This window comes from Massilia antarctica, from assembly GCF_015689335.1.
Lineage (GTDB): Bacteria > Pseudomonadota > Gammaproteobacteria > Burkholderiales > Burkholderiaceae_D > Telluria_A > Telluria_A antarctica.
The window spans coordinates 5,078,814-5,092,365 of the sequence record NZ_CP065053.1 but is presented as its reverse complement, the minus strand read 5'-3'; the positions used below and the strand labels follow the sequence as shown (position 1 = coordinate 5,092,365).

General features: G+C 66.7%; 14 protein-coding genes. 4 read left to right on the top strand and 10 right to left on the bottom strand.

Translation table 11 applies throughout. The features are described 5' to 3' along the window. The first annotated feature begins 23 nt into the window (after positions 1-23). Complete coding sequence (locus IV454_RS22655) at positions 24-695, top strand: TetR/AcrR family transcriptional regulator (RefSeq protein ID WP_229521783.1); 672 nt, start codon at positions 24-26, stop codon at positions 693-695. Positions 696-753: 58 nt separating this feature from the next. On the opposite strand, the gene IV454_RS22650 is transcribed toward IV454_RS22655, so the two are convergent. The 4 genes from IV454_RS22650 to IV454_RS22635 are packed head-to-tail and all read right to left on the bottom strand — an operon-like array spanning position 754 to position 3,562. Beyond that, on the bottom strand, positions 754-1,563 hold the full coding sequence (locus IV454_RS22650; RefSeq protein ID WP_206087951.1) for an alpha/beta fold hydrolase: 810 nt from the start codon (positions 1,561-1,563) through the stop codon (positions 754-756). Positions 1,564-1,603: 40 nt separating this feature from the next. Then, positions 1,604-2,458 carry a dioxygenase family protein gene (locus tag IV454_RS22645; protein ID WP_206087950.1) on the bottom strand — a complete coding sequence of 285 codons (855 nt, stop codon included), beginning with the start codon at positions 2,456-2,458 and terminating at the stop codon, positions 1,604-1,606. A 22-nt stretch (positions 2,459-2,480) separates the two neighbouring features. Beyond that, a complete protein-coding gene (locus tag IV454_RS22640) occupies positions 2,481-3,074 on the bottom strand; it encodes a hypothetical protein (protein ID WP_206087949.1) in 594 nt (197 codons plus the stop codon). Between the two features lie 17 nt (positions 3,075-3,091). After that, complete coding sequence (locus tag IV454_RS22635) at positions 3,092-3,562, bottom strand: Spy/CpxP family protein refolding chaperone (protein ID WP_206087948.1); 471 nt, start codon at positions 3,560-3,562, stop codon at positions 3,092-3,094. A 138-nt stretch (positions 3,563-3,700) separates the two neighbouring features. Here IV454_RS22635 and IV454_RS22630 point away from each other — a divergent pair, with 138 nt between their 5' ends. Then, positions 3,701-4,387, top strand: a complete 687-nt coding sequence (locus IV454_RS22630) for a response regulator transcription factor (protein ID WP_206087947.1) — start codon at positions 3,701-3,703, stop codon at positions 4,385-4,387. Between the two features lie 3 nt (positions 4,388-4,390). After that, on the top strand, positions 4,391-5,821 hold the full coding sequence (locus tag IV454_RS22625) for an ATP-binding protein (RefSeq protein WP_206087946.1): 1,431 nt from the start codon (positions 4,391-4,393) through the stop codon (positions 5,819-5,821). Here the strand turns inward: IV454_RS22625 and IV454_RS22620 are convergent. The 3 genes from IV454_RS22620 to IV454_RS22610 all read right to left on the bottom strand — a co-directional run bounded on the left by IV454_RS22620 (position 5,799) and on the right by IV454_RS22610 (position 9,827). Then, entirely contained in the window at positions 5,799-6,311 is a 513-nt protein-coding gene (locus IV454_RS22620) for a hypothetical protein (RefSeq protein ID WP_206087945.1), read from the bottom strand. The genes IV454_RS22625 and IV454_RS22620 overlap by 23 nt on opposite strands. Positions 6,312-6,359: 48 nt before the next feature. Next, on the bottom strand, positions 6,360-8,717 hold the full coding sequence (locus tag IV454_RS22615; protein ID WP_206087944.1) for a DNA internalization-related competence protein ComEC/Rec2: 2,358 nt from the start codon (positions 8,715-8,717) through the stop codon (positions 6,360-6,362). Between the two features lie 222 nt (positions 8,718-8,939). Further along, a complete protein-coding gene (locus IV454_RS22610) occupies positions 8,940-9,827 on the bottom strand; it encodes an AraC family transcriptional regulator (RefSeq protein WP_206087943.1) in 888 nt (295 codons plus the stop codon). A 133-nt stretch (positions 9,828-9,960) separates the two neighbouring features. On the opposite strand from IV454_RS22610, the gene IV454_RS22605 reads away from it, so the two are divergent. After that, the gene (locus tag IV454_RS22605; protein ID WP_206087942.1) at positions 9,961-10,716 is read left to right on the top strand and encodes an SDR family NAD(P)-dependent oxidoreductase; all 756 of its coding nucleotides are present in this window, start codon (positions 9,961-9,963) and stop codon (positions 10,714-10,716) included. 17 nt (positions 10,717-10,733) lie between these two features. Here IV454_RS22605 and IV454_RS22600 read toward each other — a convergent pair whose 3' ends face one another. The 3 genes from IV454_RS22600 to IV454_RS22590 are packed head-to-tail and all read right to left on the bottom strand — an operon-like array spanning position 10,734 to position 13,496. After that, positions 10,734-11,528, bottom strand: a complete 795-nt coding sequence (locus IV454_RS22600; protein ID WP_206087941.1) for a TatD family hydrolase — start codon at positions 11,526-11,528, stop codon at positions 10,734-10,736. Between the two features lie 2 nt (positions 11,529-11,530). After that, positions 11,531-12,238, bottom strand: coding sequence for a lipoprotein-releasing ABC transporter ATP-binding protein LolD (lolD, locus tag IV454_RS22595; RefSeq protein WP_206087940.1), 708 nt, complete (start codon positions 12,236-12,238; stop codon positions 11,531-11,533). After that, positions 12,231-13,496, bottom strand: coding sequence for a lipoprotein-releasing ABC transporter permease subunit (locus IV454_RS22590; protein ID WP_206087939.1), 1,266 nt, complete (start codon positions 13,494-13,496; stop codon positions 12,231-12,233). The genes lolD and IV454_RS22590 overlap by 8 nt, the downstream gene beginning before the upstream one ends. Positions 13,497-13,552 lie beyond the last annotated feature (56 nt).

The window sequence follows — 13,552 nt, the reverse complement described above, 5'->3', positions numbered from 1 at the left end:
TCCAGAGTTCGTGTGATATCTTAATGAACATGAGTCCAAGCACACCACGAAAGCGCCTGTCCCGCGAGGAAAGCCAGGCCCAGACACGCGCGCGTCTGATCGACACCGCGCAGCAGCTATTTGTCACGAATGGCTATGGAGGCACGTCGATCCGCGATATCGCGGATTGGGCGGGGTATTCGCAGGGGGCCTTCTACTCGAACTTTGCCAGCAAGGAGGAGGTTCTTTTGGAGTTGCTGCGGGGACATATGGAGGCCGAAGCCGCGCAACTTTCCAACCTCGTCGACAGCGGCGGACGGACGCCGGAACAGATATTGGGGGATCTGGAGTCTTGGGCCGCCACGCTCAACAACGATGCCGACTGGTGCACGCTGTCGATTGAACTGCAGCTGCATGCCAATCGTAGCCCGACCTTCGCGCTCGAGTACCAGACGGTGTGGGATGCGCACCGGGCTGGGCTCGGCCGCGTGATCGGCAAATTATTCGCCACGCTCGGACGCACGCCGCCAGCCGAACCGGAGGAGCTCGCGGCGGCCTTCATGGCGCTGACACATGGCCTCGCGCTGCAAAGAGTGGCGGGGCGGCCCGATCCGTCGGGACGCTTGATCCTGGTGTTTCTGCGCGGGCTGATCGCCAGCGCCGGCTTGCCGGACACGGCGCCTGGCGCTGATCCGCAGCCGGCGTTGCCGGCATAGGCCGAAAGGATCAACCGGAATCGACTCCTGGCGCGGCCTTGGCCGCGCTGGGGAATCGCTAAACCCGGTGCTGCGGGAGCAGCCTGGCGATCATCTCGCGCGTCAGGCGTCCGGCCAGTTCGGGCGACTCCATCGGAAACAGGTGGCCGCCGCCGGGTATGTCGGCGAAATTGTCGCCCACCAGTTTGCGCGTCGCGTCCAGGCCCGCCTGGCGCAGCTCCACCGATTCGGTGCCGGCGATGAAGCCGATCGGCACCGGGTAGGCGCCGTCCATCACACTGCCCAGGTGATGCGGCAGGCCGCGGTAAATGTCGGTCTCCACATCGCGCGAGAAGCGCAGCTGCACGCCGTCCGGGTGCGGTTCGAGGCCATGTTCCAGATAATCGTGCAGCACGCCGGGCGCCCAGGCCGCGAACACCGGCTTGGAGGCAAAGTGCTCGTAGGCCGCCTGCACGCTTGGCCACACCGTGCGGCGCCGGCGCGACAGGCGGGCCGGCGACAGATAGTCGCTCCAGCTCTGGTTCACTTTCACCAGCCGCCACAGCATGGCGCGCCAGCCCGCCACCACGGGCGAATCGAGCATCACCACGCAGCGCACCAGGTCCGGGCGCTCCCTGGCCGCCATCATGCTCAGCATCCCGCCCAGCGAATGGCCGACCAGGATAGCCGGCTGGCCGTAGCTCTCCAGCGTGGCGATCAGGTGCTCGACCAGCTTGGGCCAGCCGTCGCTGACCGGGTAGGCCGGATCGTGGCCGTACATGTCGACCGCGCGGATATCGAAGTCCGGACGCAGCTGGTCGAGGAACTTGCGGTAGGTACCGGCCGGGAAGCTGTTACCGTGTGAGAAATGCAGGATCGGTGTCGTCATTTTTCGATTGTAAGACGATTCCGCGGCCTGCCATACAGGATTAGAGGGAAACCCCTACTGTCAGGGTGGCGACATAGCCCAGGCTCGCGCTGCCGCTCACCTTGGCGATCTGCAGCGCCGTGCCGTCGCTGAACACGTTGTCGGTCGCGTAGCTTATATTGGCCAGGTTGCGCACGCTGGCGCTGTAGCCGCTGGCGGCGTAGGCGTCCGACAAGGTCGAGGTGGGAAAGCCGAACTGCGAGGTTTTGATGCGGTTGGCCGCGCTGGTGCTCTTGGCCAGGCTCGGGTAGACCTCGAAGTGCACGTGCGGCATGCGGCCCGCGTAGCAGCCCGGGAAGATGGTGGTGAAGGTGACCATGCCGCTGGCGTCGGCCTCCTGCACGCCGCGCAGGTAGTTTTCGGCGGTGACGCCGCTGGTGTACATCGAATAGCGCCCTTCGCGGTCGCAGTGCCACAGGTAGACGGTGGCGCCGGCCAGCGAGGCGCAACCCGATTTCACGTTCACCATCTGCAGCTTGATCGTCAGCGGTACTCCCTCGGCGACACCGGTAGCGCCGGCGATGCTGGCGCGGATATCGGGCCGCACGATGCCGGCCAGGATCAGCGCATTGGCCACGCCGCCCACGCTGCTGTTGGTGCCGTCGCCGGGGTACGGGCCGCCCGTCTCTTCGGGGATCACGGCGCAGGAAGCGCTGCTGCCGGTGGCGGGCGTGGTGCCGGTGTCGGCGACCGGGTTGGCGGTCACCGTGCCGCCTCCCGAATCGCCGCCGCCGCAGCCGGCCAGCGGCAACGCCGCCGCCGAAGCGAACATCCAGCGCAGCGACTGGCGCCGGCTCAGTGTCATGTTCAGCATGGTTTGAATGTCCTGGGCGAGGCTGTGATCGTGGTGTTCCATGGTGTTGTCCTTGTGCGCCTGGTCAGGCGGTAGTGTTAATCAGGTTGCCGGCGGGTCCCGCGGCGTCAAGTTTGGTGGCCAGGGTTTGCAGGAACTGGCCCAGCTTGGACGACGAATCCGCGCTGTCCAGGCCAAGGGCGCCGAGCAAGGTGCCGAACGAGGATTCCAGCCTGGCCGTGCTGCTGGAGACGTCGGCGGTGTCGGTTATGTCGGTCGTGTTGCTGTCGTCGGTGTCGATTGCGCTGCTGGCCTGTTTGCTCAGGCTGCCGACCAGCGATGCCAGGTCGGACTGCATGCCCCCGCCCCCCGGCCGCGGTCCTCCCCCACCCGGAGGCGGCCCTTGCGGACCTTTGCCGCCGGCCGGCTGCAACGATGCCATCAACTCATTCAAAAAGTCGCCCAGCGCAGCGGCCGGATCGGCGCTCGCGCTGCTCTCGGCCGCATCGGCATCGGCCACGCCGATCTCCTGCAAGGCGCTGGCGATGGCGCTGACAAAGGCCTTGCCGTCGGGCGGCGCGCCGGCCGCCGGCCTGGCGGCGCCCGTGGACGCGCTGCGGTACTGGCTTGCCTGGGTAGTCGTGGTCGGGCTGGATGCCCCAATGGCGCTGGCGGACATGGTGTTCTCCTCGGGGATCAGGGACGCGGCTGGTGGCGCGGACGATTGTCGGCGGACTGCTTGCGCTGCTCCGGCGTGAGTACGGCGCGCACCTGGGCGTCGGTACGGGCGTCCAGCAAGGCCAGAGCGGCCAGCGCATTGCCGGCGGCCTGCGCCAGGGAGGATGCCCTTGTGTCGTCGAACTGCTCCGCGTTACCGAGTGCGCGCAAGGCCTCTTGCGCATTATGCAAGGCACGCCTGTGCTCACGGCGCTTCGGTTCCTGCGCATGCATGATGGCGAATACCTTGTCTTCCTGGGCGTCGGTGAGGTCGACGCCATGGCCGAACAGCGGACCGCGTTCGTGCGGGCCGTGCGCGCCCATCGCCGGCCCCGGGCCTTGCCCCGGACCCTGAGGTGGCGGCATGCCGCCCTCCCCCGGCGCGGCAAACGCGCCAAGGCAGGCGGTGCTTAACAAGACGGCGAGTACACGTTGTTGAATGTTTTTCATGGCGGTTCCAGTCAGTGCGTTACGAAGGACTCCATTGTGCGAGGACGATATGTAAAGCGGTGTCAGGGACATGTAAAAGCGCGTAAAGGCGTCCGCCCGGCGCCCGGCCCGGGGCCTCCGGTTTGCTATGATGGGTGCATGAATCAAGTGCTACTCATCGATGACGACATTGAACTGGTCGGGATGTTCCGCGAATACCTGGAGCAGGAAGGATTTCGCGTCAGCTGCGCGCATGACGGCGAGGCCGGCGCGCGCGAGGCGCTGTCCGGGCGCAGCGCCATCGCGGTGCTCGACGTGATGATGCCGCACATGAATGGCCTGGAAACCTTGCGCCGCATCCGCGCGCAAAGTCAACTGCCGGTCCTCATGCTGACCGGCCGCGGCGACGACACCGACCGCATTCTCGGGCTGGAACTGGGCGCGGACGACTACGTGACCAAGCCGTGCACCCCGCGCGAACTGACGGCCCGCATCCGCGCCATCCTGCGCCGCACCAACGCGCCACGCGGCGATGGCGAAGGCATCACCATCAGCGTCGGCAAGCTGTCGATGCAGCCGGCGCAGCGCCGCGCCAGCTGGGACGGCGCTGCGCTGGAACTGACCAGCACCGAATTCAACCTGCTCGAAGTCCTGGCGCGCAACGCGGGCCGCCCGGTCAGCAAGAACGACCTGTCGGAACAGGGCCTGGGCCGGCCGATGGCGCGCTTCGACCGCAATATCGACGTCCACCTGAGCAGCCTGCGCCACAAGCTGGGCACCCTGGCCGACGGCCGCTCCTGCCTCCAGACGGTGTACCGTCTCGGTTACCAGCTGATTCGCGACTAGCGCATGGGCCGCCTGTTCTGGAAGTTCTTTTTGTCGATCCTGCTGGCGCAGCTGGCGGCAACCATTGGCGTGGGCACCGTGTTCTGGCTGCGCGACCAGGCGCGCGCGCAGGCGGCCATCGACTCGCCGCGCGCGACCGGCATCGATACCGCGCCGTCGGCCGAATTCATGATCGACAGCGCGGCCGCCACGCTCAAATTCGGCGGCAGCGCGGCCTTGCGCGAACTGGTGAGCGGCAGCACGCGCCACAGCATTTTCGTCATCGACGCAAACGGCCGCGAGATGCTGGGCCGGACCGTCACACCCGCATTGCGCGCCCAGGCCGAACGCATGCTGGCGCATCCGGCGCGCCACAATGTGGTGCGCACCCTGACGGCGCCGGACGGCGCGCGCTTCCTGGTGTTCGTGCGCTGGCTCGACCAGCGCGGACCGGGCGGCGGTCCGCCGGAAGGCCGCTTGCCCCCGCCGGGCGGCTTTGGCGACGGCCCGCGCCCAGGCGCTCCGGGTGACCAGGGCGGTCCGCCGCCGAATCGCCATCTGCTGCCCTATATCACGATGACCGGCGCGACCCTGGCCAGCCTGTTGTTCGCGGCCCTGCTGGCGTGGTATTTTTCCCGGCCGATCCGGGCCCTGCGCGGCGCCTTCGAAGCTGCCGCCGGCGGCGACCTGTCGCCCCGTTTTGCCGCCGTCACGGGCGTGCGCGGCGACGAGTTGAACGACTTGGGACGCGATTTCGACCGCATGAGCGCCCAGTTGCGCGGCCTGATGGATGGCCAGCGACGCCTGCTGCACGACGTCTCGCACGAACTGCGCTCGCCGCTGGCGCGCCTGCAGGCGGCCATCGGCCTGGCGCACCAGCAGCCGGACAAGATCGGTGCGTCGTTGGAGCGCATCGAGCGCGAGAGCGTGCGCATGGATAAGCTGGTCGGCGAGCTGCTGACCTTGTCGCGCCTCGAAGTGTCGGCCGCGCTGCCGCGCTACGAAGATATCCCCTTGATGGACCTGATCGACGAAATCGTGGCCGATGCGCGCTTCGAGGCGGAGCAATGCGGCCGCCGCATTGTGCTGTCGGGGCAGGCGATTGTGACCGTGCGCGGCGCGCCGGACCTGCTGTGGAGCGCGATCGAGAATGTCATTCGCAACGCCATCAAGCACAGTGGCGAAGGTGGCTTGATTGAGATAGGAATCAGCGCCGACGCCGACCGCCTGCAATTATCCGTGTGCGACCGCGGACCGGGCGTGGCGCAGGCGGATTTGACGTCGATCTTCCAGCCGTTCTTCCGCTCAAACGCGACCAGCAACAACGTCGACGGGCATGGACTGGGACTGGCGATCGCGCAGCGCGTGATTGATGCCCATCGCGGCACGATCCAAGCCAGCAACCGCGAAGGCGGCGGGCTGCGCGTCGATATCATGCTGCCGCTGGCTGGCTGAAAATGTAGATTCCGAAGATGCGCTGCGATGGCGCCCTTGCCAAAGGCTCAAATTCGGCACCGAAGCCCAGTCCCGGAAGGGCGCTGCCCGTCGGGTAGTGCATGTCTTCGTCTTCGTCGAAGAACAGGTCGCAGAAGTCGGTTACGTTGGCCAGTTCATCACCAACGCGAATTTTCCCAAACAAGACACCCGTATAGCCTTTGAACACGGCGATCGTGGCCAACGTGCCGTGCGCGTTGAAATGCAGTTCCACCGCGCCGCGTCGGTAATAGAATGTATGTCCCGACCGCTCGCCGTTCGACGACGCCGCGACGGACGCCTGCAGCCAACCGTCGCACTGCGCAACCGCCTCGCGCAGCGTAAGCCGCGCACTGTCCCACCGCATCACGCGCGCGAAGATGGAGCGTATCTGCGTCAGGTGCGCTCCCAGGTGGAACCCGGCCGCGCCTTTGCCAGGGACGATGTCGGCATTCAAATCAATCGTATTCATCGACTCCCCTTCTGATAACGCTGGCCATGACGGCGGTGAAGCGCACGCCTACTTTCCGTACCAGTAACGCGCATGTTCTCGCCGGTATTCGACCGGCGCGAAGCCGCTGGCCGAATCGAGCATGATCGCTCCCGATTCGTCCGAGCGCAAGCGTTCGATGCCTAGTTTTTCGTAGCGCTCCACCACCTCCGTCTTGGGGTGATGGTAGCGGTTGCGATAACCGACTTGGAACAGCACCAGGCGTGGCTGCACAGCGGCCAGGAAGACCGGTGTCGACGAGGTACCGCTGCCATGATGCGGCGCCAGCAAAACCTCGGCGCGCAGCAGCTGCGCCGATCCGGCGACCAGCTTCGCCTCCTGCGCGGCCTCGATATCGGCCGCCAGCAGGATGGAATGGACGCCCGCCGTGATCCGCAGCACGCAGCCGCGCGCGTTCGGTTTGAGGCTGGCATCCGCATAGCTTTCCACGCTCGGATGCAGCATCTCGAAGCGCACGCCATCCCAGGTCCACTGCTGCCCGCCGCTGCAGCGGGCATGGCGTGGCGCGGCCTTGACGATCGGATGGTCGAACCACAGCGACGACGACACCCAGCCGACCTTGAGCGCGCCGAGCAAGGTGCGCGCGCCGCCGGCATGGTCAATGTCGCTGTGGCTGACGACCACGCCGTCGAGAAAGCCGATGCCGCGCGCCTTGAGGTACGGCAGGATCACCCGGTTGGCACCGTTCGACTCGCGGGTGTAGGCCGGTCCGGTGTCGTACAGCAGCCGGTGCGTGCCGGTTTCGATCAACAGCGCCATGCCCTGCCCGACATCGAATGCGGTCACGAACACCTCGCCCTGCGGCGGAGACACAGGCTGGGCGGTGAGCAGCGGCAGCCACGCGGCCAGCCCGGTCCAGCGGTGCGGCCAGCCGCGCGGGGCGAGCATCCACAAGGTGCCGACGACCGCGAACACGAACAGCCACGGCTCGGGAGCCGGTGCGCTCCACACCGCAAAACGCAATCCCGAGCACCATGCGAGCGCCCAGGCCAGTCCCTGCACGGCATAGTGCGCGGCATTGAGCAGCAAGGTGGACAAGGGTGCCGGCAGCATGCTGCCGGCCAGCGCGAGCGGCGTGACGACGAAGCTGACCACCGGGATCGCCACCGCGTTGGCCAGCGGACTGACGATGGACACCTGCGAGAACAGCAGCATCGTCAGGGGAACCAGCGCGAGCGTGACCACATACTGCGTATGCGCGGCCACCAGCAGCACGCCGCGCCAGCGCGGCTGCCTGACAACGGTGCGGCCGGTGGTCGCGAACAGGATCGCCGCCACGGCCCCGAACGACAGCCAGAAACCGGGCGAAGCGATCGCCCACGGATCGAGCACGACGACCACGCCGAGCGCCACGCACAGCACGTGCGACACCTGCGTGAGCCGGCCGAACCAGAGCGCGGCGGCGACCACGGTCAACATATACAGAGTGCGCTGCGCCGGCACGCCGAAGCCGGCCAGCAGCACGTACAACAGCGCGACCGCGGCGCCCGTCAAGGCGGCCACCTTCGGCGCCGGCATCAGCAAAGGCAGTTGCGCATCGGTGAAAAACGAGCGCCGCCACAGCAAGGAGGCGAGCGACGCGAACAGTCCGGCCACCATGGTGATATGCAGGCCGGAGATGGAAATGAGGTGGCCGATTCCGGTGCGGTTGAACACGTCCCAGTCGGCCTGCCCGATGGCGCGCTGGTCGCCGACGACCAGGGCGACGATCACGCCGGCGTATTCCTTGCCCGGCAGCGCGCGCAGGATACGCTCGCGCAAGGTGGCCCGGCAATGTTCGACCAGGTTCGACAAGCTGAAGACGAAACCGTCCAGGCGCCGGGTCGTGCCGCCTTCCGGCCGCACGTAGCCGGTGGCGCGCACGCCCTGCTCCAGCAGCCAGGCCTCGTAATCGAAGCCGTACGGGTTCATGTTTCCATGCGGGCGTTGCAGGCGCACGACCAGCTGCCAGCGTTCGCCGGGCTGCACGTCGCCGATCGCTTGCGCGGCGTCGCGGTAGCCGGCATACCACGCCAGCGACACCCGCGGCGGCACCACCACCGGCTCGCCCAGCACTCTTTCGACCTTGAAATTGAAGCGCACGCCGTCATCGAAGCGGAACGGCAGGCTGTCGACGATGCCGACGACCGTGATGTCGCGGCCCTCGACGGCTTTGGCCAGCGCCGGCGCCAAGGCCAGATGGGCGGCCAGCGCGGCCCAGCAGAAACCGGCGAGCGCACCGGCCATGGCCAGCCTCGCAACACCGCGCAAACAGCAAAGCAGGACCGCGATGGCGGCGCATGCGGCCATGGTCGATGGTGATGGCAGCACCGGCTGGATTTGCAGCAGGCCGGCGCCACAGGCAAATCCCAGGATGGCGGCGCGCATGGCTCTCCGGTGGCGTGGACAAAACCCCTAGCATGCCACCGGGTGCAACGCCGCACTTTGGCGTGCGTCAGTCTTTCGCCGCCTTGCGCCAGCAGGCGAAAGCTGGCGTTCCTGAGCCCCGGGGCGATGCCGTCACGGTCGGTCGGACCGGAGCCGGCAACGGAAGGCGGCAATATCATTTATGCAAAGCTGACGTTAACGCCACCTTGGCACGTTCGCCGTTTACCCTGGCGCGTGCGTCCGCTGCCCCATCGCTTCCGTATCCTTCATCGGCGGCAAGCCGAACATGCGGCCATATTCGCGCGTGAACTGCGACACGCTCTCGTAGCCGACCGCAAACGCCGCGCTGCTGGCCGAGACGCCGTCCGACATCATCAGGCGGCGCGCCTCGATCAGCCGCAGGTGCTTCTGGAATTGCAGCGGCGAGAGCGAGGTCGCCGCGCGGAAGTGATGGTGGAACGATGATGGACTTATTCCGGCGGTGGCGGCCAGGCGTTCGACCGGCAGCGCCTGCGCGAATTCGGCGCGCAGCAAGGTGACCGCGCGCGCCACGCGCTGCGCATGTCCGTCCGGCCCGGCGAGCCGGCGAATGGCCGCTCCGTGCCGCCCCGCCAGCAGCCAGTAGTGCAGTTCGCGCACCAGCTGGGCGTGCAGCACCGGCACCGATGCCGGCCGTTCAAGGAGGCGCATCAGGCGCAGCGCCGCATCGGCCACCTCGGCATCGGTCGGTTGCACGGGGGCGCCGTCCGCGCGCGGCAAGGTCATCATCTGCGCGGTCAGTTCGGACAGCACGGCCGGATCCAGATCGAGAACCAGCGAGATATACGGCGCTTGCACGCTCGCGCGGGTGACCTGGCTGATGGTCGGCACGTCCGCAGTAATGAGCAAGGAGTCGCCCGGGTGGTAGGTCACGCACTGCTTCCCCATCGCCACCTGCTTGCTTCCCTGAAGTACCAGACAAACCAGCGGCCGCGCAACCGCGTGCAGCAAGCCGGTGGGCGCGGTGGCGCGGATGGTGAGCAGGCCGGCGATGGGCGTTTGCGCCATGCCGGCGGCGTCGGCATGCGCGTCCACGTAGCGGCGAACGGCGTTGAGCAGGAGATCGGTCATGCCGCATCCTAACCGATTCCTGACCGGTGCCGGCGCGAGCTGGAGGAATAGGCAAACAACCGGGAGGTTCCGGCTACGTTGCCCGCGCCTTCGCGACCTAAGATGAACTTCCCCCACACAACAGGAGTTCAGCATGACCAAGATTGCCATCGTTACCGGCGCCAGCCGCGGCCTGGGCCGCAACACCGCGTTGAGCATCGCCCGTGGCGGCCATGACGTGATCATTACCTACCAGGCGCGCGAGGACGAGGCGCGCGCCGTCGTGGCCGAGATAGAGGCGATGGGACGCAAAGCCGTCGCCTTCCAGCTCGACATGGGCAAGGTCAATGCCTTCGCGCCCTTCGCCGCCAGGCTGCGCACCGTCCTGCGCGACACATGGCAGCGCGACAGCTTCGATCACCTTGTCAATAATGCCGGCCATGGCGAGCACGCGCTGATCGAACAGACCACCGAAGCCCAATTCGACAGCCTGGTCGACGTGCATTTCAAGGGCATTTTTTTCCTCACCCAGGCGCTGCTGCCGCTGATCGCCGACGGCGGGCGCATCGTCAACCTGTCGACGGGCCTGACGCGCATGACCTTCCCCGGCTACGCAGCCTATGCGGCGGTGAAGGCGGCAATCGAGACGCTGAGCGTGTACATGGCAAAGGAGTTCGGCGGCCGTGGCATTACCGTCAACACGGTGGCGCCGGGTGCGATCGAGACCGATTTCGGCGGCGGCGCGGTGCGCGACAACCCGGAGCTTAACCAGAGCGTCGCCGGCATGACGGCCCTTGGCCGGGTGGGTCTGCCGGACGATATCGGGCCGATGATCGCCAGCCTGCTGTCGGATAATAACCGCTGGGTCAACGCCCAGCGCATCGAAGTCTCCGGCGGCCAGGGCCTCTGAACCAGGGCCGCTGACGGCTACAGGAGCGGCAGGCGGGGAAGCGCGGCCAGTGCGTTGGCGCAGGTGGCCGCGCGCACTTCCTCGATTGTCAAGCCGCGCAGCTCCGCCAGCACGGCACCAATGGCAGGCAGTTGCTCGGGACTGTTGCGGCCCGGGTGAATCCAGGCCGGCGAAATATCCGGCGCATCGGTTTCAAGGACGATCGATGCGAGCGGCAAGGTGGCGGCCAGGCGCCGGATCTGCAAGGCGCGCGTGAACGTCATGGCGCCGCCGAACCCCAGTTTGAATCCCAGGTCGATGTACACCTGCGCCTGCTGGAAGCTGCCGTTGAACGCATGCGCGATGCCGCCGGCCGGGCGGATCTGGCGCACATGCTTGAGCACCTGGTCCTGCGAGCGGCGCACGTGCATCAGCACCGGCAGGCCGACGTCGCGCGCGATGCGCAACTGCTCGCGGAAAAAATGCGCCTGCTTTTCGCGCATGGCCGGTTCGCACAGCATCGGGATGAAAAAATCGAGCCCGATCTCGCCGATGGCCACGAAATTCGGGTCGGCCATCGCCCCTTCCACCGCCGCGCGCAAGGCAAGCAAGTCATCTTCCGTCGCGTTGGGCACATAGATCGGGTGGATGCCGAGCGCGTAGCTGGCATTCGGCGCGCTGGCGGCCAACTGGCGCACGGTGCCGAAATTACCCCGTTCAACCGCCGGAATGACGATCATCGACACCCCCGCCTCGCCCGCGCGGCGCGCCACGTCCAGCGACTCGGCGCCGAATTCGTGCGCGTCCAGATGGCAGTGGGTATCGATCCACATCGTCACAGTTCGGCCGGTTGCAGTCCGTGTTCGGTCAGGCGCAGCACGCGGTCGCAGCGGCGCGCCAGTTCGATATCGTGGGTGACGATGACGAAGGCGGTGCCCAAGGTCTTGGACAGTTCGAGCATCAGGTCGAAAATCTGCTGCGCGGTGGCGTGATCGAGGTTACCGGTCGGTTCGTCGGCCAGCACGCAGCCAGGCTGGGTGACCAGCGCGCGCGCCAGGGCCACGCGCTGCCGCTCGCCGCCGGACAGCTCGCCCGGCACGTGCACCACGCGCTTGGCCAGGCCCACCCGTTCGAGCACGGCGCGTGCCTTGTCGATGGCGACCGCGCGCCTTTCACGGCGGATCATCAGCGGCATGGCGACGTTGTCGAGCGCCGAAAACTCGGGCAGCAGATGGTGGAACTGGTACACGAAGCCGAGCGCCTCGTTGCGCAGGTCGCCGCGGGCGGTTTCCGACAAGCTGGCGAAGTCCTTGCCCAGCAAGGTCACCGAGCCGGTGGTCGGCGTATCGAGGCCGCCCAGCAGGTGCAGCAGGGTCGATTTGCCCGAGCCGGATGCGCCGACGATGGCCACCCTTTCGCCGCGATAGATGGTGAAATCGACATTGGTCAGCACCGGTACCGAGTAGGTGCCCTGGGTGAAGGTCTTGCCCAGCCCCCGGCAGGCCAGGACCGGCGTGCCGCCGGACGTGTTCAGATTACTCATAGCGCAGCGCCTCCGCGGGTTTCACGCGCGACGCCGTGTAGCTCGGGTAGAGCGTGGCGACAAACGACAGGACGACGGCCACGCCGCCGATCTTGGCCACGTCGGGCCAGCGCAAATCGGACGGTAAGGCGCTGATCAGGTAGATATCCTTGGGCAAAAACTGTACTCCTAATAAACGTTCAATAAACGGGACGATGACATCGATGTTCAGCGCCACCAGCACGCCCAGGCCAACGCCGGCCAGGGTCCCCATCAGCCCCACCAGCGCGCCCTGGATCATGAAGATCTTCATGATCGAGCGCGGCGACGAGCCGAGCGTGCGCAGGATGGCGATGTCGGCCTGCTTTTCCGTCACCGTCATCACCAGGGTGGCGATCAGGTTGAAGGCGGCGACCGCGATGATCAGGGTCAGCACGACGAACATCATTTTTTTCTCGGTCTGCACGGCGGCGAACCAGGTGGCATTCTGCTCGGACCAGTCGCGGATGCGCAAGCCGCCCGGCATGCTGGCCTTGAGTTCCAGCGCCACCGCGGGCGCGGCGTGCATGTCGGCGATGCGCAGGCGCAGGCCCGATGGCGCGTCGAGGCGCTCCATCTTCTGCGCGTCTTCCAGGTGCACGAAGGCGAAGCTGGCATCGTATTCGTAATGGCCGGCTTCAAAAATACCCACCAGGGTGAACGTGCGCGTGCGCGGCAGCATGCCGGCCGGCGTGGTCTGGGCCTGCGCCAGCAACATGGTCACCTTGTCGCCGATGCCGATGCCGAGCGAGCGCGCCAGCGCGTACCCCATGACGATGTTGAACTGGCCCGGCACCAGCGCCGCCAGGCTGCCCTGGCGTACCTGGCCGGCCGCATCCGACACCTTGTGTTCTTCCAGCGGCAGGATGCCGCGAATGACGGCCGGGCGCATCACGCCATCGCGCAGCAGCATGCCCTGGGTTTCGACGAACGGCGCGGCGCCTTTGACGGCCGGGTTCTTGAACGCGTCCTGCATCGCGGTCTGCCAGTTGGGCATGGTGCCGCGCGGGTCGAATACTTCGATATGGGCCAGTACTGACAGCATGCGGTCGGTGACTTCTTTCTGGAAGCCGTTCATCACCGACAGCACGACGATCAGCGCTGCCACGCCGAGGGCGATACCGGAGACGGAAATGAGGGAAATAAACGAGATAAAGCTGTTGCGGCCACTGCGCTTGCCGGCACGCGTATAGCGCAGGCCGACCAGCCATTCGTACGGTAAGTTGTGGATGATGCTCATGTGCCCCGGCAGTGATTGATTGCAAGTGCGCAGTTTGCCACACAAAGCGAATCCCG

Coding starts and splice junctions, on each gene's coding strand:
- IV454_RS22655 (WP_229521783.1), top strand. CDS start 24: ATGAACATGAGTCCAAGCACACCACGAAAGCGCCTGTCCCGCGAGGAA.
- IV454_RS22650 (WP_206087951.1), bottom strand. CDS start 1,563: ATGACGACACCGATCCTGCATTTCTCACACGGTAACAGCTTCCCGGCC.
- IV454_RS22645 (WP_206087950.1), bottom strand. CDS start 2,458: ATGGAACACCACGATCACAGCCTCGCCCAGGACATTCAAACCATGCTG.
- IV454_RS22640 (WP_206087949.1), bottom strand. CDS start 3,074: ATGTCCGCCAGCGCCATTGGGGCATCCAGCCCGACCACGACTACCCAG.
- IV454_RS22635 (WP_206087948.1), bottom strand. CDS start 3,562: ATGAAAAACATTCAACAACGTGTACTCGCCGTCTTGTTAAGCACCGCC.
- IV454_RS22630 (WP_206087947.1), top strand. CDS start 3,701: ATGAATCAAGTGCTACTCATCGATGACGACATTGAACTGGTCGGGATG.
- IV454_RS22625 (WP_206087946.1), top strand. CDS start 4,391: ATGGGCCGCCTGTTCTGGAAGTTCTTTTTGTCGATCCTGCTGGCGCAG.
- IV454_RS22620 (WP_206087945.1), bottom strand. CDS start 6,311: ATGAATACGATTGATTTGAATGCCGACATCGTCCCTGGCAAAGGCGCG.
- IV454_RS22615 (WP_206087944.1), bottom strand. CDS start 8,717: ATGCGCGCCGCCATCCTGGGATTTGCCTGTGGCGCCGGCCTGCTGCAA.
- IV454_RS22610 (WP_206087943.1), bottom strand. CDS start 9,827: ATGACCGATCTCCTGCTCAACGCCGTTCGCCGCTACGTGGACGCGCAT.
- IV454_RS22605 (WP_206087942.1), top strand. CDS start 9,961: ATGACCAAGATTGCCATCGTTACCGGCGCCAGCCGCGGCCTGGGCCGC.
- IV454_RS22600 (WP_206087941.1), bottom strand. CDS start 11,528: ATGTGGATCGATACCCACTGCCATCTGGACGCGCACGAATTCGGCGCC.
- lolD (WP_206087940.1), bottom strand. CDS start 12,238: ATGAGTAATCTGAACACGTCCGGCGGCACGCCGGTCCTGGCCTGCCGG.
- IV454_RS22590 (WP_206087939.1), bottom strand. CDS start 13,496: ATGAGCATCATCCACAACTTACCGTACGAATGGCTGGTCGGCCTGCGC.